The organism is Pseudomonas costantinii, assembly GCF_001870435.1.
Lineage (GTDB): Bacteria > Pseudomonadota > Gammaproteobacteria > Pseudomonadales > Pseudomonadaceae > Aquipseudomonas > Aquipseudomonas costantinii.
In genome coordinates this window covers 85,765-102,719 of the sequence record NZ_MDDR01000037.1, presented here as the reverse complement: position 1 = coordinate 102,719, position 16,955 = coordinate 85,765, and the positions used below count along the sequence as shown (strand labels likewise).

At 59.7% G+C, this 16,955-nt stretch carries 15 protein-coding genes; 8 read left to right on the top strand and 7 right to left on the bottom strand.

Features of this window, described 5'->3' with window-relative positions; translation table 11 throughout:
- Positions 1–77: 77 nt before the first annotated feature.
- Positions 78–1,616, bottom strand: a complete 1,539-nt coding sequence (murJ, locus tag BFL40_RS21840) for a murein biosynthesis integral membrane protein MurJ (RefSeq protein ID WP_071485880.1) — start codon at positions 1,614–1,616, stop codon at positions 78–80.
- A gap of 253 nt (positions 1,617–1,869) precedes the next feature.
- On the opposite strand from murJ, the gene rpsT reads away from it, so the two are divergent.
- Positions 1,870–2,148, top strand: a complete 279-nt coding sequence (gene rpsT, locus BFL40_RS21835; RefSeq protein WP_071485879.1) for a 30S ribosomal protein S20 — start codon at positions 1,870–1,872, stop codon at positions 2,146–2,148.
- A gap of 185 nt (positions 2,149–2,333) precedes the next feature.
- On the opposite strand, the gene BFL40_RS21830 is transcribed toward rpsT, so the two are convergent.
- Positions 2,334–2,819, bottom strand: coding sequence for an FKBP-type peptidyl-prolyl cis-trans isomerase (locus BFL40_RS21830; protein WP_027606858.1), 486 nt, complete (start codon positions 2,817–2,819; stop codon positions 2,334–2,336).
- On the opposite strand from BFL40_RS21830, the gene BFL40_RS21825 reads away from it, so the two are divergent.
- From BFL40_RS21825 to yihG, 3 genes are all read left to right on the top strand, one after another.
- Positions 2,818–3,108: a DUF3565 domain-containing protein gene (locus tag BFL40_RS21825; RefSeq protein WP_071485878.1), complete on the top strand. Its 291-nt coding sequence runs from the start codon at positions 2,818–2,820 to the stop codon at positions 3,106–3,108. The two genes, BFL40_RS21830 and BFL40_RS21825, sit on opposite strands and share 2 nt — an antisense overlap.
- A gap of 79 nt (positions 3,109–3,187) precedes the next feature.
- Positions 3,188–5,287, top strand: a complete 2,100-nt coding sequence (gene pta, locus BFL40_RS21820; protein ID WP_071485877.1) for a phosphate acetyltransferase — start codon at positions 3,188–3,190, stop codon at positions 5,285–5,287.
- The gene (gene yihG, locus BFL40_RS21815) at positions 5,288–6,181 is read left to right on the top strand and encodes a 1-acylglycerol-3-phosphate O-acyltransferase, YihG family (RefSeq protein WP_071485876.1); all 894 of its coding nucleotides are present in this window, start codon (positions 5,288–5,290) and stop codon (positions 6,179–6,181) included.
- Positions 6,182–6,340: 159 nt separating this feature from the next.
- Here yihG and cysN read toward each other — a convergent pair whose 3' ends face one another.
- The 3 genes from cysN to BFL40_RS21800 all read right to left on the bottom strand — a co-directional run bounded on the left by cysN (position 6,341) and on the right by BFL40_RS21800 (position 10,116).
- Complete coding sequence (gene cysN / locus BFL40_RS21810) at positions 6,341–8,239, bottom strand: sulfate adenylyltransferase subunit CysN (protein WP_071485875.1); 1,899 nt, start codon at positions 8,237–8,239, stop codon at positions 6,341–6,343.
- A 13-nt stretch (positions 8,240–8,252) separates the two neighbouring features.
- The gene (cysD, locus tag BFL40_RS21805) at positions 8,253–9,170 is read right to left on the bottom strand and encodes a sulfate adenylyltransferase subunit CysD (RefSeq protein WP_071485874.1); all 918 of its coding nucleotides are present in this window, start codon (positions 9,168–9,170) and stop codon (positions 8,253–8,255) included.
- Positions 9,171–9,357: 187 nt separating this feature from the next.
- On the bottom strand, positions 9,358–10,116 hold the full coding sequence (locus tag BFL40_RS21800) for a Nif3-like dinuclear metal center hexameric protein (protein ID WP_071485873.1): 759 nt from the start codon (positions 10,114–10,116) through the stop codon (positions 9,358–9,360).
- A gap of 102 nt (positions 10,117–10,218) precedes the next feature.
- Here BFL40_RS21800 and algW point away from each other — a divergent pair, with 102 nt between their 5' ends.
- Positions 10,219–11,373: a Do family serine endopeptidase AlgW gene (algW, locus tag BFL40_RS21795; RefSeq protein ID WP_071485872.1), complete on the top strand. Its 1,155-nt coding sequence runs from the start codon at positions 10,219–10,221 to the stop codon at positions 11,371–11,373.
- A 112-nt stretch (positions 11,374–11,485) separates the two neighbouring features.
- On the top strand, positions 11,486–13,582 hold the full coding sequence (locus BFL40_RS21790; protein WP_071485871.1) for a TonB-dependent siderophore receptor: 2,097 nt from the start codon (positions 11,486–11,488) through the stop codon (positions 13,580–13,582).
- Here the strand turns inward: BFL40_RS21790 and hemH are convergent.
- Entirely contained in the window at positions 13,577–14,599 is a 1,023-nt protein-coding gene (hemH, locus tag BFL40_RS21785) for a ferrochelatase (protein WP_071485870.1), read from the bottom strand. The genes BFL40_RS21790 and hemH overlap by 6 nt on opposite strands.
- 14 nt (positions 14,600–14,613) lie before the next feature.
- Entirely contained in the window at positions 14,614–15,513 is a 900-nt protein-coding gene (locus BFL40_RS21780) for a TIGR01777 family oxidoreductase (RefSeq protein ID WP_071485869.1), read from the bottom strand.
- Positions 15,514–15,737: 224 nt separating this feature from the next.
- Here BFL40_RS21780 and BFL40_RS21775 point away from each other — a divergent pair, with 224 nt between their 5' ends.
- Positions 15,738–16,724 carry an NAD(P)/FAD-dependent oxidoreductase gene (locus BFL40_RS21775; protein WP_071485868.1) on the top strand — a complete coding sequence of 329 codons (987 nt, stop codon included), beginning with the start codon at positions 15,738–15,740 and terminating at the stop codon, positions 16,722–16,724.
- Positions 16,721–16,936, top strand: a complete 216-nt coding sequence (locus BFL40_RS21770; protein ID WP_071485867.1) for a TIGR02450 family Trp-rich protein — start codon at positions 16,721–16,723, stop codon at positions 16,934–16,936. Before BFL40_RS21775 ends, BFL40_RS21770 begins: the two co-directional genes overlap by 4 nt.
- Positions 16,937–16,955 lie beyond the last annotated feature (19 nt).

Sequence of the window (16,955 nt, the reverse complement as noted above, 5' to 3'; positions counted from 1 at the left end):
CGGCCCCGGACGACAGGCAGCAGCGCAGGCCAAATGGATCGAATCGATAAAACAACCGTTTTATCGCGGCAAATTCTCTAACTCAGCGACTTGCGATTGAAATCCCGCAGGCGGAAGCCTTGCAACAGCAACATCCCGAAGTACACCACCACACCGGCAACCACCAAAATGCCAAGACGCATGAAGCGCTCCAGCATGTGGCCCTCGTCCCAGGCAGGCATAAAGTGCATCAGGCCCAGCAACACGGCCGACATGGTCGCTACCGCCACCAACAACTTAAGCGCAAACATGCCCCAGCCTGGCTGCGGCTGGAACATCTGCTGCTTTCGCAGTTGATAAAACAACAGGCCGGCATTGATGCATGCCCCGACACTGATGGCCAGGGCCAGCCCGGCATGGGCTAATGGGCCAATAAACACCAGGTTGAGCAGTTGCGTAACGATCAAGGTAAAGATCGCGATCTTGACCGGCGTACGGATGTTTTGCTGGGCGTAGAAGCCTGGCGCCAACACTTTGATCACGATGATGCCGAGCAGGCCGACGGAGTAGGCAATCAGCGCGCGCTGGGTCATCGATGCGTCAAACGCACTGAATTGACCGTACTGGAACAACGACACGGTCAGCGGCTCGGCCAGGATACCCAAGGCCAGGGAACACGGCAGCACCAACACAAAACACAGGCGCAGGCCCCAGTCGAGGATCCGCGAATACTCCTGACGATCCTTGCTGGCGTAGGTGCGCGACAGGGTTGGCAGCAAAATCGTGCCCAGGGCCACGCCGAGCACGCCGGACGGCAACTCCATCAGACGATCGGCGTAGTACATCCACGACACCGAGCCCGACACCAGCAGCGAGGCGAAGGCGGTGTTGATGATCAGGGAAATCTGGCTGACCGACACGCCAAGGATCGCCGGCAACATGTTGCGCATCACACGCCAAACGCCGGTGTCTTTGAGGTTCAGACGAGGCAATACGAGCATGCCGATCTTTTTCAGGTGCGGCAGCTGGTAGAGCAACTGCGCCAAACCACCGGCCAGCACAGCCCATCCCAGGGCCATTACCGGCGGATCGAAGTACGGTGTCAGGAACAGCGCAAAGATAATCATGCTGACGTTAAGCAGGGTCGGCACGAACGCCGGTACCGAAAAGCGGTTCCACGTATTGAGGATCGCCCCAGCCAGGGACGACAGGGAAATCAGCAATATATAAGGGAAGGTCACCCGCAGCAGATCAGTGGTCAGCGCGAATTTTTCCGGGGTGTTGGCAAAACCAGGGGCCGTGGCCCAGATCACCCAAGGCGCGGCGAGCATGCCGACGATGGTTACCAGCATCAGCACCAGAGTCAGCAGGCCCGATACGTAGGCAATAAAAGTGCGGGTTGCCTCCTCGCCCTGCTGGCTCTTGTATTCCGCCAGAATCGGCACGAAAGCCTGGGAAAATGCCCCTTCAGCGAAGATCCGCCGCAGCAGGTTGGGCAACTTAAAGGCAATAAAAAAAGCATCCGTGGCCATGCTGGCGCCAAAAATACGCGCCAGCAGGGTGTCACGCACGAACCCCAAAACCCGGGAGATCATCGTGATAGAGCTGACGGCAGCCAACGATTTGAGCAGATTCATTGAAAGAGTTTGCGCCTTTAGGTAAAGAGCAGGCGAACAAAGCGCCCACTTATGCGATACTGCGCGCCTGCAACAGCACAGAGCCAAAGCTCGCGAGTTTACAGGTCAAGCGCCGGAAATAAATCACCCGCCTCTTCAGATCGACCACTCAGCAGTTCGCATCAGCCGGCCTTGACAACCCATCAAGTCATCGGCATGATTCGCGGCCTATTTTGTTTGCTATTTCCTAAAAAGTCTTTCGAGGAGCTCGACGGTGGCCAACACACCTTCCGCCAAAAAACGTGCAAAACAGGCTGAGAAGCGTCGCAGCCACAACGCCAGCCTGCGTTCCATGGTTCGTACCTACATCAAGAATGTAGTTAAAGCCATCGACACCAAAGACGCTGCTAAAGCTCAAGCTGCTTACGTTCTGGCTGTGCCTGTTATCGACCGTATGGCCGATAAAGGCATCATCCACAAGAACAAGGCCGCTCGTCATAAGAGCCGCCTGAATGGCCACATCAAGGCTCTGAGCCTTGCTGTTGCAGCCTAAGCAGTAAACTGCCACGCAGGTTTACCTGCGTAACAGTTAAAAAATGCCCCGTACCGAAAGGTCCGGGGCATTTTTGTTTGTGCCTCATATCCGGAGCACGCAGATCAAAATGTGGGCAGGCTTGCGGACAAAAAAACGCCCCGAACAGGTCGAGGCGTTTTTGCTACCTATTGATCAAACCACAATCAATGGTGATGACCGCCTTCACCGTGGACGTGGCCGTGAGCCACTTCTTCTTGGGAAGCGTCGCGGATGGCAACGATCTTCACTTGGAAGTTCAGGCGCTGGCCAGCCAGAGGGTGGTTACCGTCGACAGTCACGTCGTCGCCGTCCAGGTCACGGATGGTGACGATCTGCATTTGGCCGTCCGGCGCGGAAGCGTGGAACTGCATGCCCACTTCCAGCTCATCGACGCCTTCGAACATGCTGCGGCTCAACGTGCTGACCAGCTCGGCGGAGTATTCGCCGTAAGCATCTTCAGGCTCTACGGCAACGGTCAGTTCATCACCAACGCTCTTGCCTTCCAGAGCCTTCTCCAGGCCTGGGATGATATTACCTGCGCCTTGCAGGTAGACCAGCGGCGCGCCGCCGGCGGAACTGTCGATGACCTCACCAGCGTCGTTGGTCAGGGTATAGTCGATGGAGACAGCCTTGTTAGCGGCGATCGTCATGGGGCGAGACCTTTTGCATAAGAATGAAGAACGGACAAGTCTAAACAAGGATTTGCCCGAAAGCGAACAGAACCCGGACAGACGGGGCCGATCAGCGGCATCCTTCATCATTGGATTCCATCAAGACGAAGACCAGCACTGGGTTGTCGAGCTGTCCTGCGGCCACACCCAGCACCTGCGCCACCAGCCGCCATGGCAGTCCCGCGCCTGGGTGCTCGACGCCGCACAACGTCTTGAAAAAATAGGCCAACCCTTTGCTTGCGGCTGGTGTGCGCGCGAGCGCGAATAACGATAACCTTGGGGCCTGATTCCCGGTAGGCGCTCAACCATAGAGCGCCACCGAAGCCATGCACCTCCAGAGAATTCGCATGCAGACTTTTTTTATCGCGCCCACCGATTTTGGTGTGGGTCTGACCTCCATCAGCCTCGGGCTGGTGCGTACGCTTGAGCGGGCCGGACTGAAAGTCGGCTTCTTCAAACCGATTGCCCAACCACACCCTGGCGATACCGGCCCAGAGCGCTCCACCGAACTGGTCGCTCGCACCCATGGCCTGAAACCACCACAACCCCTGGGCCTGGCCCATGTGGAACGGATGCTCGGCGACGGCCTGCTCGACGAACTGCTCGAAGAAATCATCACTCTTTATCAGCAGGCCTCCGTGGGCAAAGACGTGTTAATCGTCGAAGGCATGGTGCCGACTCGCAGCGCCAGCTATGCGGCCCGGGTCAACCTGCACTTGGCCAAGAGCCTCGACGCGGAAGTCATTCTGGTCTCCGCCCCGGAAAACGAAGTGCTCACGGAGCTCTCCGGCCGCGTGGAATTGCAGGCCCAACTGTTCGGCGGCCCAAAAGATCCAAAAGTGCTGGGTGTAATCCTCAACAAAGTACGCACCGACGAAAGCATGGAAGCCTTCTCGGCACGCCTCAAAGAACATTCGCCGTTGTTGCGCAGTGGCGATTTCCGTCTGCTTGGCTGCATTCCCTACCAGCCCGAACTCAACGCCCCACGCACCCGCGACGTGGCCGACCTGATGGGCGCGCAGATCCTCAATGCCGGCGACTACGAAAGCCGGCGCATGACCAAAATCATCATCTGCGCCCGCACCATGCGTAACACCGTAGAGCTGCTCAAGCCCGGCGTGCTGGTGGTGACTCCCGGCGACCGCGACGATATTATCCTCGCCGTCAGCCTGGCGGCGATCAATGGCGTGCCCCTGGCCGGCTTGCTGCTGACCAGCGATACCCTGCCCGACCCGCGCATCATGGATTTATGCCGCGGCGCTTTCCAAGCCGGGCTGCCGGTGCTGTCGGTGAGCACTGGCTCCTATGACACGGCCAACCTGCTCAACAGCCTCAACAAGGAAATCCCCATCGATGACCGCGAGCGCGCGGAGATCATCACCGACTTCGTCGCCAGCCACCTCGACGCACGCTGGCTGCACCAACGCTGCGGCACACCACGGGAGATGCGCCTGTCACCGGCGGTGTTCCGCTACCAGTTGATCCAACGCGCCCAGGCCGCCAACAAACGAATCGTGTTGCCGGAAGGCAGCGAGCCGCTGACCGTCCAAGCGGCGGCTATCTGCCAGGCACGGGGCATTGCTCGCTGTGTATTGCTGGCCAAGCCTGCGGATGTAGAAGCAGTCGCCCGCGCCCAGGGTATTGAATTGCCCGAAGGCCTGGAGATTCTCGACCCGGACCTGATTCGTCAACGCTACGTTGAACCGATGGTTGCGCTGCGCAAGAGCAAAAGCCTCAACGCACCGATGGCCGAGCAGCAACTGGAAGACACCGTGGTGATCGCCACCATGATGCTCGCACTGGATGAAGTCGATGGCCTGGTTTCCGGCGTTATCCACTCCACCGCCAATACCATCCGCCCTGCCCTGCAGTTGATTAAAACGGCGCCGGGTTGCACGTTGGTGTCGTCGGTGTTTTTCATGCTGTTCCCCGAGCAGGTGCTGGTGTACGGAGACTGCGTGATGAACCCGCACCCAAGCGCTGCGGAATTGGCGGAAATCGCCCTGCAAAGCGCCGACTCGGCGGCAGCATTCGGCATTACCCCGCGCGTGGCGATGATCAGCTACTCCAGTGGTGATTCGGCCAGCGGCGAGGAAGTGGAAAAAGTTCGCGAAGCCACCCTGCTCGCCCACGAACAGCAAAGCTCGCTGCTGATCGACGGCCCGCTGCAATACGACGCTGCCGCCAACGAGACCGTTGCCCGACAATTGGCCCCCAATAGCCAAGTCGCCGGCAAGGCCACGGTGTTTGTGTTCCCGGACCTCAATACCGGCAACACCACCCACAAGGCCGTGCAGCGTAGCGCCGATTGCGTGAGCCTGGGGCCGATGCTCCAAGGTCTGCGCAAACCGGTGAACGACCTGCCACGCGGCGCCCAAGTCGACGACATCGTTTACACCATCGCGCTGACTGCGATCCAAGCCGCCAACCGACCTATGGATATCTAAATGCTGGATTTTCTACCTGCCGCCATACGCGGGGTGATCGCGTCCTTGCTGCTGGCGCTGAACACGATCCTGCTGTGTTCGTTTCTGTTTATCGTCGCGCTGTTCAAGGCGCTGCCGTTTGCCAAGCGCTTCAGCGAATGGCTGATGAACCACACCCATGAAGCCTGGGTGACCAACAACAAGGGCTGGATGAACCTGGTGCGGCGCACGCGTTGGCACCTGACGGGCCTTGAGGGGCTGGATTATCAACACTCCTATCTGGTGACCAGTAACCACCAGAGCTGGGTCGACATCATGGTACTGCAATACGTTCTCAATCGACGGATTCGCCCGCTGAAGTTCTTTCTCAAGCAGGAGCTGATCTGGGTGCCGGTAATTGGCCTCGCTTGGTGGGCATTGGGCTTTCCGTTCATGAAGCGCTACACCAAGGCTTACCTGGAGAAGCACCCGGAGAAGAAAGGTAAAGACCTGGAAACCACCCGCAAGACCTGTGCGAAGTTTCGCGACAACCCGGTGGGCATTTTCAACTTTGCCGAAGGCACGCGGTTTACTGCCGGCAAGCATGCGCAGCAGAAGTCGCCGTTCCGTTACCTGCTCAAGCCCAAGGCTGGCGGTATCGCGTTTGTACTGGATGCCATGGGCGAGCAACTGAAGTCGCTGGTCAACGTGACCATCCACTACCCTGCCGGGCGTCCGGGTTACTGGGACCTGCTGTGCGGGAATGTGAAGGACGTTGTTGTGCAGTTTGAAGAGGTGCAGATTCCGACCGAGTTCATTGGCAAGAATTATGAGCAGGATGGGGAGTACCGGGTGGTGTTCCAGGGTTGGATCAACCGGCTGTGGGAAGAGAAGGATGTGTTGCTAGACAAGCTGCACACCCAATTCCCCAAATGATCGTTCCCACGCTCTGCGTGGGAATGCATCCTGTGACGCTCCGCGTCACGATTTAAAGAGCGGACGCAGAGCGTCCAAAGCGGCATTCCCACGCAGAGCGTGGGAACGATCAGCCCGCTATCGATCACTCGATAGCGGGCTTTTTTGTGGCGGCGAGGTTTAGATCGCGCCGCGCTGACGCAACAGCTCCAGCACTTGCTTGACGCTTTCTTCCAGCGACAGGGCCTGAGTGTCGATCACCAGATCGGCATTCAACGGCACGTCGTACGGGAAGGACTCGCCAGGGATGTTATCCCCACCAGCGGCGTACAGGCCTTGCGGATCACGCTCGGCGCACACCAGCGGCGATGCTTGCACATACACGGTCAGCAGACGGTCGCCGCCGATCAATGCCTTAGCCTGTTCACGGCCTTCGGCATCTGGGGCAACGAACGCAGCCAGGGTCAACAAGCCCGCTTCGTTGAACTGACGCGCCACGTGGGCGGCACGACGCCAATTCTCGGTACGCCCGGCACGATCCTGCGGCAGCCCTTTGTTCAGGTCGTGACGCAGGTTCTGGCCATCCAGTACGAACACCGCACGCCCCATGTCGAACAGCTTGCGCTCAACGGCATAGGCCAAGGTGCTTTTACCGGCGCCCGACAGACCGCTGAACAATACGGTGGCCGGTTGCTGGCCGAAACGCTGGGCACGCTCTTCGGTGGCCACATGAGCCAACTTGCCGTGCTGCGCCGAGCTGCCGTGAGTCACTGGCGGTGCGATGATCATGCCTGCCGCCACTGTGCCGTTGGTCAAACGGTCGATGACGATAAACGCACCGGTGGTGCGGTTGCTGTCGTAACCGTCCAGGGCGATGGCAGCGTCGAGGCTGACCTTGACCCGGCCGATCTCGTTCAGTTGCAGCGAACTCGCCGGGCCTTCAGCCAAGGTGTTCACATCCACGCGGTGCACGATGCTGGTGATGGAGCCCGGCACGTAGCTGGTGGCACGCTTAATGTCGTACTTCTTGCCCGGCAGCATCGGTTCTTCGGCCATCCACACCAGCATGGCGTCGAAAGCGTCGGTCACTTGCGGCACGTTGTCGGCATGCACCAGCAGGTCGCCACGGGAGATATCGATCTCGTCTTCCATGGTCAGGGTCACGGCCTGGCCTGGGCCTGCGTGCTCCAACTCACCTTCGAAGGTGACGATGGATTTGACGCGGCTGCTCTTGCCCGACGGCAGTACCACGACTTCGTCGCCCTTGTGCACAATGCCGCTGGCCAGGGTGCCGGCGAAACCACGGAAGTTCAGGTTCGGACGGTTGACGTACTGCACCGGGAAACGCAGGTCGGTGTAGTTGCGGTCGTTGGCGATCTCGACGGTTTCGAGAATCTCCATCAGCGACTGGCCGGTGTACCAAGGCGAACGCTCGCTCTTGTTCACCACGTTGTCGCCCTTGAGCGCCGACATCGGCACGAATGCCATGGTGCTCGGTTTGAACGCGATGCCTTCGGCGAATTTCAGGTAATCAGCCTTGATCGACTCGAATACGCTTTGGTCAAAGCCATTGATGTCCATCTTGTTGACGGCCACCACGATGTGCTTGATGCCCAGCAACGATGCAATAAAGCTGTGGCGACGGGTCTGGGTCTGCACGCCGTAGCGGGCGTCGATCAGGATGATCGCCAGTTCACAGGTGGATGCACCGGTGGCCATGTTGCGGGTGTACTGCTCATGGCCGGGGGTGTCGGCGATGATGAATTTACGCTTGGCGGTAGAGAAGTAGCGGTAGGCGACATCGATGGTGATGCCCTGCTCACGCTCGGCTTGCAGACCGTCGACCAGCAATGCCAGGTCGATGTCGTCACCGGTGGTGCCGACTTTCTTCGAATCGCGGGTGATGGCTTCCAGGTGATCTTCGTAGATCATCTTGGAGTCGTGCAGCAGGCGCCCGATCAGGGTGCTCTTGCCGTCGTCGACGTTACCGCAGGTCAGGAAGCGCAACATTTCCTTGCGCTCGTGCTGGCCCAGGTAGGCGAGGATGTCCTCGCTGATCAAATCAGATTGATGCGACATTGGTGACAACCCCTTAGAAATAACCCTGACGTTTCTTGTCTTCCATCGAGCCTGCGCCATCGTGGTCGATGACCCGGCCCTGGCGCTCGGAAGTTCGCGTCAGGAGCATTTCCTGAATGATGTCCGTCAGCGTCTCGGCGTCGGACTCCACCGCGCCCGTCAACGGGTAGCAGCCAAGGGTACGGAAACGTACTTTCTTTTTGACGATTCGGGCTTTGTCTTCGTCGGACAGGTGCTCGAGGATGCGGTCGTCGTCGATCATGATCAACGTGCCGTTCTTCTCGATCACGTCACGCTCGGCGGCGAAGTACAGCGGCACAATTGGAATGCCTTCAAGGTAGATGTACTGCCAGATGTCCAGCTCGGTCCAGTTGGACAGCGGGAACACGCGGATAGACTCGCCCTTGTTGACGTTGCCGTTGTAGACGTTCCACAGCTCCGGGCGCTGGTTCTTCGGGTCCCAGCGGTGCTTGCTGTCGCGGAACGAGTACACGCGCTCTTTGGCACGGGATTTCTCTTCATCACGACGGGCACCGCCGAATGCTGCGTCGAAACCATGTTTGTCCAAGGCTTGCTTGAGGCCTTCGGTCTTCATGATGTCGGTGTGCTTGGCGCTGCCGTGGGTGAACGGGTTGATGCCCTGCGCCACGCCATCCGGGTTGACGTGGGTGATCAGGTCCAGGCCCAGCTCTTCAACCATACGGTCGCGGAACTTGTACATCTCCTGGAATTTCCACTGGGTGTCGACGTGCATCACCGGGAACGGCAGTTTGCCCGGGAAGAAGGCCTTGCGCGCCAGGTGCAGCATCACGGCGGAGTCTTTACCGATCGAGTAGAGCATCACCGGGTTGTCGAACTCGGCGGCGACCTCGCGGATGATGTGGATGCTTTCCGCCTCCAGCTGTTTCAGATGCGTCAGTTTGTCGACCATGGCTACTCACGGAAAAAACGATCTTATGGACGGCCAGCGGGCCGTGTTCGAGCGGGGCATGCTAGCACAGCACCTTCTTCTATTCAGGGAGCCGGCTAGATCGAAACGATATATGAATATGCCTCTTGGTTTGACCGATCCGGCCTGTGAACACTGGCCAGCTCCCACATTTGATCCAGGGTGTTCGTTAGATCGGGTTGGGGCAGTCGATGAACAAATGCTCCAGAGCGAAACGACGTGCCAGGTAATCACCCAGCGCCTGCACGCCGTAGCGCTCGGTGGCGTGATGGCCGGCGGCAATAAAGCTGATGTCGTTTTCGCGGGCACTGTGGAAGGTCTGCTCGGAGGCTTCGCCGCTCAAGTACAGATCGACACCCGCCGCGATCGCCTGGTCGATGTAGCCCTGGCCACCGCCGGTGCACCAACCGACGCGGCGAATCATCTCGCTGCCTTCGATCAGCAGCGGCTCGCGGCCCATCACGTCCTGCACGCGGCGGGCAAAGTCACGGGGCGACAACGGCTCGGCCAGAGAGCCGACCAGGCCGACGATCTTGAGGTTGTCCGGGTCCAGCGGGCCTTCGACAGTGATGTCCAGTTGGCGAGCCAGTTGCACGTTATTACCAACCTCCGCGTGCAGATCCAGCGGCAGGTGGTAGGCCAGCAAGCTGATGTCATGCTTGAGCAGGGTTTTCAGGCGGCGCTGCTTCATGCCGGTGATGCAGGGGTTTTCACCCTTCCAGAAATAACCGTGGTGCACCAGTATCAGGTCGGCCTGGGCTTCGACCGCGGCGTCCAGCAGCGCCTGGCTGGCAGTGACGCCGCTGACGATGCGCATCACTTGCGGGCGCCCCTCCACCTGCAGGCCGTTGGGGCAATAATCGGCAATTTTTGCGCTGCCAAGGTAGCGGTCCGCTTCCTCGACTAAGGTGCTCAGGGCAACGGCCATAAAAGACTCCTAAATATCCCGTTCCGAGGCGCTCGCAGCCTCGTATAATGCGCGACATTATGGGCGCTCTCCCGCCCCCTGCAACCTGTCAGGACTTACTTGATGCTCAAGGCACTGCGTTTTTTTGGATGGCCATTGTTGGCTGGCGTGCTGATCGCGATTCTGATTATTCAGCGATATCCCCAGTGGGTGGGCTTACCCAGCCTTGATGTGAACCTGCAACAGGCCCCGCAAACCAGTTCGGTGGTGCAAGGCCCAGTGACCTATGCGGACGCTGTCGTCATCGCCGCGCCCGCCGTGGTCAATCTGTACACCACCAAGGTCATCAACAAACCGGCTCATCCGCTGTTTGAAGACCCGCAGTTCCGACGCTTTTTCGGCGACAACTCGCCCAAGCAACAGCGTATGGAGTCGAGCCTCGGCTCCGGGGTGATCATGAGCCCGGAGGGCTACATCCTCACCAACAACCACGTGACCACAGGCGCCGACCAAATTGTCGTCGCCTTGCGTGACGGCCGGGAAACCCTGGCACGGGTGGTGGGCAGCGACCCGGAAACCGACCTCGCGGTGCTGAAAATCGATTTGAAAAGCCTGCCGTCCATCACCATCGGCCGCTCCGAGAGCCTGCGGGTGGGTGATGTAGCGCTGGCCATCGGCAACCCGTTCGGCGTCGGCCAGACGGTGACCATGGGCATCATCAGCGCCACCGGACGCAACCAGTTGGGCCTCAACAGCTACGAAGACTTCATCCAGACCGATGCGGCGATCAACCCCGGCAACTCCGGCGGCGCGCTGGTGGATGCCAACGGCAACCTGACCGGGATCAACACCGCGATCTTCTCCAAGACCGGCGGCTCCCAAGGCATCGGTTTCGCCATTCCGGTGAAGCTGGCGACGGAAGTGATGAAGTCGATCATCGAACACGGCCAGGTGATTCGCGGCTGGCTGGGGATTGAAGTACAGCCATTGACCAAGGAACTGGCCGAGTCGTTTGGCCTGACCGGGCGCCCAGGCATCGTGGTCGCCGGTATTTTCCGTGACGGTCCGGCGCAAAAAGCCGGCCTGCAATTAGGCGATGTGATCCTCAGCATCGACGGCGAACCGGCCGGCGACGGCCGCAAGTCGATGAACCAAGTGGCGCGAATCAAACCGACCGACAAAGTAGCGATCCAAGTGATGCGCAACGGTAAAGAGATCAAGCTGATGGCGGAAATCGGCCTGCGTCCACCGCCTGCACCGGTAAAAGAAGAGGAATAACCGCCACCTTACAGGTACCCGTTCGTGGGCACCTGTAAGGCCATGTTTCAAAGCGATCAATTCTCATCTGGCATGTTATATTGTTTCAATATCGCTATTGGAACGCTCTAACATGCCGTCTCGAAAGTTTGCCCCCTTGGCCGGCCTGGCCTTGGGTTTACTGCTCGACCCCGCCTACGCCGAAGAAAACACCGTCGAACTGGACACCATCAGCGTCACCACCGACGCTTACGAGTCCGCCACCGGCCCAGTCAAAGGCTACCGCGCCACCCGCTCCGCCAGCGCGACCAAGACGGACACCGCCCTGCGTGACATCCCACAATCCATCAGCGTAATTCCCGCCACGGTGCTCAAGGACCTGGGCAGCACCAGCGTGGAACGCGCCCTTGAATTTGCCGGCGGTGTGTCCAAGCAAAACAATTTCGGTGGCCTGACCCTCTACGAATACAGCGTGCGCGGCTTCACCACGTTGGAGTTCTACCAGGACGGTTTCAGCGCCAATCGCGGCTACCCGAGTACACCGGACGCGGCCAATATCGAACGCATTGAAGTCCTCAAGGGCCCCGCTGCCAGCCTATACGGGCGTGGCGATCCCGGTGGCACCGTGAATATCGTCACCAAGAAGCCCCAGCCTGAAGCCTTCACCACTGTGCAAACCAGTGCTGGCAGTTGGGACCGCTATCGCACTGCGCTGGATGTGAATACGCCGCTGGACAGCGAAGGCCGCGTGCTGTCGCGAGTGAATCTGGCGGTGGAAGACAACCACAGCTTCCGCGATCACGTAGACGCCAAGCGGGTGTTCGTCGCGCCGTCTTTCAGTTGGCAGTTGGACCCGGACACCCGCCTTCTCGTAGAAAGCGAGTTCGTACGCCACAGCTCCACGTTCGACCGTGGCATCGTCGCGCCTCATGGCATGTCCCGCTCCACCTTCCTCGGCGAACCCAACGACGGCGATATCCGTAACCACAACAACCGCATTCAGGCCGCTTTGGAACACCACCTCAACGACGCCTGGAAACTGCGCCTGGCCAGCCACTACAAACAAGGCAGCCTGTGGGGGGACGCGTCGGAAAGCCGCGCGTTGAATGCCAACGGGCACACCGTCAACCGCCGCTACCGCGAACGCTCCACCGGCTGGCACGACAGCATTACGCAGTTGGAACTGCGCGGTCTGTTCGATATAGGCAGTTGGCAGCACGAACTGCTGATCGGGACTGAATACGAGGACTACCGCAAGAAGGAACGCGTGACCGCCATCGGCGGCAGCACTTATGCAATCGATATCTACAACCCGATCTACGGCAAGCCCAAACCCAACGGCGAGCGCTCCGGAACTGACGTCTTTGAGCACGTGAAAAGCCAGGCACTGAACCTGCAAGACCAAATCATCCTCACCGATCGCCTGCGCGGTATGGTCGGCGCGCGCTTCGAGCACTTCGAACAAAGCACCGATGACTTCACCCGCAATCACGCCAAGAGCCGACAAACCCACGACGCCCTGACCCAGCGCGCCGGTTTGCTCTACCAACTGACGCCGCAAGTCGGCGTGTTTGCCAACGCCTCAACGTCGTTCAAGCCGAACAACGGCCTGGACGCCGGCGGTAAATCCTTCAAGCCGGAAGAAGGCGTCGGCTATGAAGTGGGGATCAAGAGCGAACTGTTTGACGAACGCCTCAGCGCCACCCTCGCCGCGTTCCATATCGAAAAGGAAAACGTCCTTGCCCTGGACCCGGCCACCGACACCAATCGCGCGATGGGCAAGGCCCGCAGCCAGGGATTTGATCTGCAATTGACTGGGCAAGTCAGCGATGCCGTGCGGGTGATTGGCGCCTTCGCCTACATCGACGCCGAAGTCACCAAGGGCGACAAGGCCATCCCGGCCGGTAGCCGGATTCTCGGCGTGGCCAAGCACAGCGCCAGCCTGTTGGGCGTGTATGAGTTCCAGGACGGTGTATTGCGCGGCTCAGACCTGGGGGCGGCATTCACCTACGTTGGCGATCGCTCCGGCGAAGCCGGCGGCAGTTTTGAACTGCCCGCCTACCACACCGTCGATTTGCTGGCCCATTACAAGGCCACGAAGAATGTCACCGTGGGCCTGAACCTCAATAACCTATTCGATGAAAAGTACTACGAGCGTTCCTACAGCAATTACTGGGTCGCCCCCGGTGAACCGCGCAACTTCACCGTCAGCCTGACCCTCAGCCTATAAGGACAATGGCGCTCTTTCACACAAGGTATTGAGCGCCGCCGCCCACTGCGGGTCATCATTCAGGCACGGCACCAACACCAGTTCCTCGCCCCCTGCCTCACGGAACTGCTCCAGCCCACGGTCACCGATCTCTTCCAGCGTCTCGATGCAATCGGCGACAAACGCCGGGCACATGACCAGCAGCTTTTTCACACCTTGCTGGGCCAAAGCCTCAAGACGGGCTTCGGTGTAGGGTTCGATCCACTTGGCCCGGCCCAGGCGCGATTGGAACGCCACCGACCATTTACCGTCCGGCAAGCCCATGCGCGCGGCAAAATCCCGCGCCACGCTGAAGCACTGGCCGCGATAGCAGGTGGCGCGCACTTCAGGGGAGGCATGGGTACAGCAATCGGTGGCCCCATCGAAGGTATGCCCCGGGTTGAGTTTTTGCAGGTGCCGCTCCGGCAAACCGTGGAAGCTGAACAGCAGGTGATCGTAGTCCTGCTGCAAGTGCGGCTTGGCACTGGCGACCAAGGCGTCGAGGTATTCGGGCTCATCGTAGAAGGGTTGCAAGATCGAAAACTGCAGGTCGAGTTTTTTGTCGCGTACAACACGGCGAGCCTCTTCCACCACCGTGGTCACGGTGCTGTCGGCGAACTGCGGATACAACGGCGCCAGGGTGACTTTACGGATGCCTTGGGCAGCCAAACGGGTCAACACGCTCTCAATGGACGGTTCACCGTAACGCATCGCCAACTCAACCGGCCCCTGGGTCCACTGCGCGGTCATCTGCTGCTGCAAGCGACGGCTGAGCACCACCAGCGGAGAACCCTCATCCCACCAGATAGAAGCATAGGCATGCGCCGACTGCTCGGGCCGCTTGATCAAGATCAGCGATACCAGCAAACGACGCACCGGCCACGGCAGGTCGATCACATAAGGGTCCATCAGGAACTGATTGAGGTAGCTGCGCACATCGGCCACCGAAGTGGACGCCGGTGAACCCAGGTTGACCAGTAACAACGCGTGATCCGTCATGCAACATCCTATCTCTAGAGGCGGTTGGACAAGTCGTCCAGGGCCGCACGCAACTCAGTGAACTGGAAAGTAAAACCCGCGGCCAGCAACCGCTCCGGCAACGCCTTCTGCCCACCCAGCAACAGGCCGGACAATTCACCCAGCCCAACCTTCAACGCAAAGGCCGGCATCGGCATGAACGCGGGGCGGTGCAACACCTGGCCCAAGGTCTTGGCAAACTCACGGTTACGCACCGGGTGTGGCGCGCAGGCATTATAAGGACCGCTGGCATCACTCTTGTGCAGAAGAAAATCAATCAGGGCGATTTGATCTTTGATATGTACCCACGGCATCCACTGCCGACCATCACCGATCGGCCCACCCAGCGCCAGTTTGAACGGCAACAACAGCCGCGACAAAAAGCCGCCCTGCGCCGCCAACACTAAGCCAGTACGCACCAGCACCACGCGCATGCCCAAGGACTCGGCGCGCAGAGCAGTTTCTTCCCAGGCGATACACAACTGGCTGGGGAAATCTTCCTGCACCGGGCCGCTGGCCTCAGTCAATTCGCGCTCGCCACCATCGCCGTACCATCCCACGGCGGAACCGGAAATCAGCACCGCCGGTTTTTGCGCCAAGCCCTCCATCCACGCCAACAGGGTTTCGGTAAGACTGATGCGGCTACTCCACAACAACGCCTTGCGCTTTTTGGTCCAAGGACGATCGGCGATCGGCGCGCCAGCCAGGTTGACCACCGCATCCACGGGGCCGATCACGTCTTGCAGACGGCCGACACCCGACACCTCGGCACCGCACAATTTGGCGACAGCGTTCGGCTCACGGCTCCATACGGTCAGTCGATACCCTTGCGCAAGCCAGTGCAGGCAGAGCTGGCGACCGATCAAGCCAGTACCGCCGGTCAGCAAAATATGCATGGGACCCTCCTCATGTAACGTTTACCGCCCATCACTGGTCTATTTTATAAGCAGGGATCATTTGTAATCGGGCGTGGCGTTGGTTAGCGCAGCAGGTTTAAGCCTCAGCTTTAACCATAGGTCACGCCGTAAGAACAGGTACGCCAAAACTTATACCAAAAAACAATATTGTACAGCTATTGGTGTCGGCGTAGTCTGTACCCAACGGTAAAACGAGGCCTCCCATGACTGTTCCCATCGCGATCATCGGCACCGGCATCGCCGGTCTCTCCGCCGCCCGAGCGTTACGAGACGCGGGGCACGTTGTACAACTCTTCGACAAAAGCCGCGGCAGCGGTGGCCGCATGTGCAGCAAGCGCAGCGACGCCGGTGCACTGGACATGGGCGCACAGTACTTCACAGCCCGCGACCGGCGCTTCGTCAACGAGGTGCAACGCTGGCAAAGCAACGGCTGGGCCGAGCAGTGGAAGCCCCAGCTGTACAACTTCAAGTCCGGCCAACTCACTCCCTCACCCGATGAACAGATCCGCTGGGTCGGCACGCCGCGCATGAGCGCGATCACCCGCGCACTGCTCGACGACTTACCGGTGGAATTCGGTTGCCGCATCACCGAAGTGTTCCAAGGCAAACAGCACTGGAACCTGCTGGATGCCGACGGCGGCAATCACGGCCCGTTCAGCCACGTCGTCATCGCCACGCCAGCCCCCCAAGCCACTGCCCTGCTGGCCGCCGCGCCCAAATTGGCGAGTGCCGCCGCCGGGGTAAAAATGGACCCGACCTGGGCCATCGCACTGGCCTTCGACAAACCTCTGGATACGCCGATGGAGGGCTGCTTTGTGCAAGACAGCCCCCTCGACTGGCTGGCACGCAACCGTAGCAAACCCGGGCGCGATACCACCCTCGACACCTGGGTGCTGCACGCCACCAGCGCCTGGAGCAAGGCCCACTTGGACCTGCCCAAGGAAGCGGTGATCGAACACCTGCACGGCGCCTTCGCAGAACTGCTGCACTGCGCCATGCCTGCACCGTCCTTCAGCCTGGCGCATCGCTGGTTGTATGCGCGCCCGTCCAGCAGCCATGAATTTGGTGTACTGGCCGACGCAGACCTGGGCTTGTATGTGTGTGGTGACTGGTGCCTATCTGGTCGGGTCGAAGGCGCATGGCTCAGTGGCCAGGAAGTCGCACGACGCTTGATCGAACACCTGCAATGAACCGCATCAACCCTGCCAAATTGCTGCTGTCAAAGTGGACAGCAGCGCGTCCTCAAAACAAGGAAAAACACTTTCTGGTCACCGAACTGTTTCGTGACGAAGAAGGCACCGTACTGGAAATCGAACTGCAAGCCGTCATGACCCGGCACGCTGAACGCCTGGCCTGGCAAACCCTGCAAAACGCCGAAGACTGGAAAATCGGCTGGAAATAGCCTCGCCCAAAATACTTAT

Excerpts from the sequence above, each read along its gene's own strand:
- murJ (WP_071485880.1), bottom strand. The coding sequence starts at position 1,616 with ATGAATCTGCTCAAATCGTTGGCTGCCGTCAGCTCTATCACGATGATC.
- BFL40_RS21825 (WP_071485878.1), top strand. The coding sequence starts at position 2,818 with ATGGGGCGAGACCTTTTGCATAAGAATGAAGAACGGACAAGTCTAAAC.
- BFL40_RS21830 (WP_027606858.1), bottom strand. The coding sequence starts at position 2,819 with ATGACGATCGCCGCTAACAAGGCTGTCTCCATCGACTATACCCTGACC.
- pta (WP_071485877.1), top strand. The coding sequence starts at position 3,188 with ATGCAGACTTTTTTTATCGCGCCCACCGATTTTGGTGTGGGTCTGACC.
- yihG (WP_071485876.1), top strand. The coding sequence starts at position 5,288 with ATGCTGGATTTTCTACCTGCCGCCATACGCGGGGTGATCGCGTCCTTG.
- cysN (WP_071485875.1), bottom strand. The coding sequence starts at position 8,239 with ATGTCGCATCAATCTGATTTGATCAGCGAGGACATCCTCGCCTACCTG.
- cysD (WP_071485874.1), bottom strand. The coding sequence starts at position 9,170 with ATGGTCGACAAACTGACGCATCTGAAACAGCTGGAGGCGGAAAGCATC.
- BFL40_RS21800 (WP_071485873.1), bottom strand. The coding sequence starts at position 10,116 with ATGGCCGTTGCCCTGAGCACCTTAGTCGAGGAAGCGGACCGCTACCTT.
- algW (WP_071485872.1), top strand. The coding sequence starts at position 10,219 with ATGCTCAAGGCACTGCGTTTTTTTGGATGGCCATTGTTGGCTGGCGTG.
- BFL40_RS21790 (WP_071485871.1), top strand. The coding sequence starts at position 11,486 with ATGCCGTCTCGAAAGTTTGCCCCCTTGGCCGGCCTGGCCTTGGGTTTA.
- hemH (WP_071485870.1), bottom strand. The coding sequence starts at position 14,599 with ATGACGGATCACGCGTTGTTACTGGTCAACCTGGGTTCACCGGCGTCC.
- BFL40_RS21780 (WP_071485869.1), bottom strand. The coding sequence starts at position 15,513 with ATGCATATTTTGCTGACCGGCGGTACTGGCTTGATCGGTCGCCAGCTC.
- BFL40_RS21775 (WP_071485868.1), top strand. The coding sequence starts at position 15,738 with ATGACTGTTCCCATCGCGATCATCGGCACCGGCATCGCCGGTCTCTCC.
- BFL40_RS21770 (WP_071485867.1), top strand. The coding sequence starts at position 16,721 with ATGAACCGCATCAACCCTGCCAAATTGCTGCTGTCAAAGTGGACAGCA.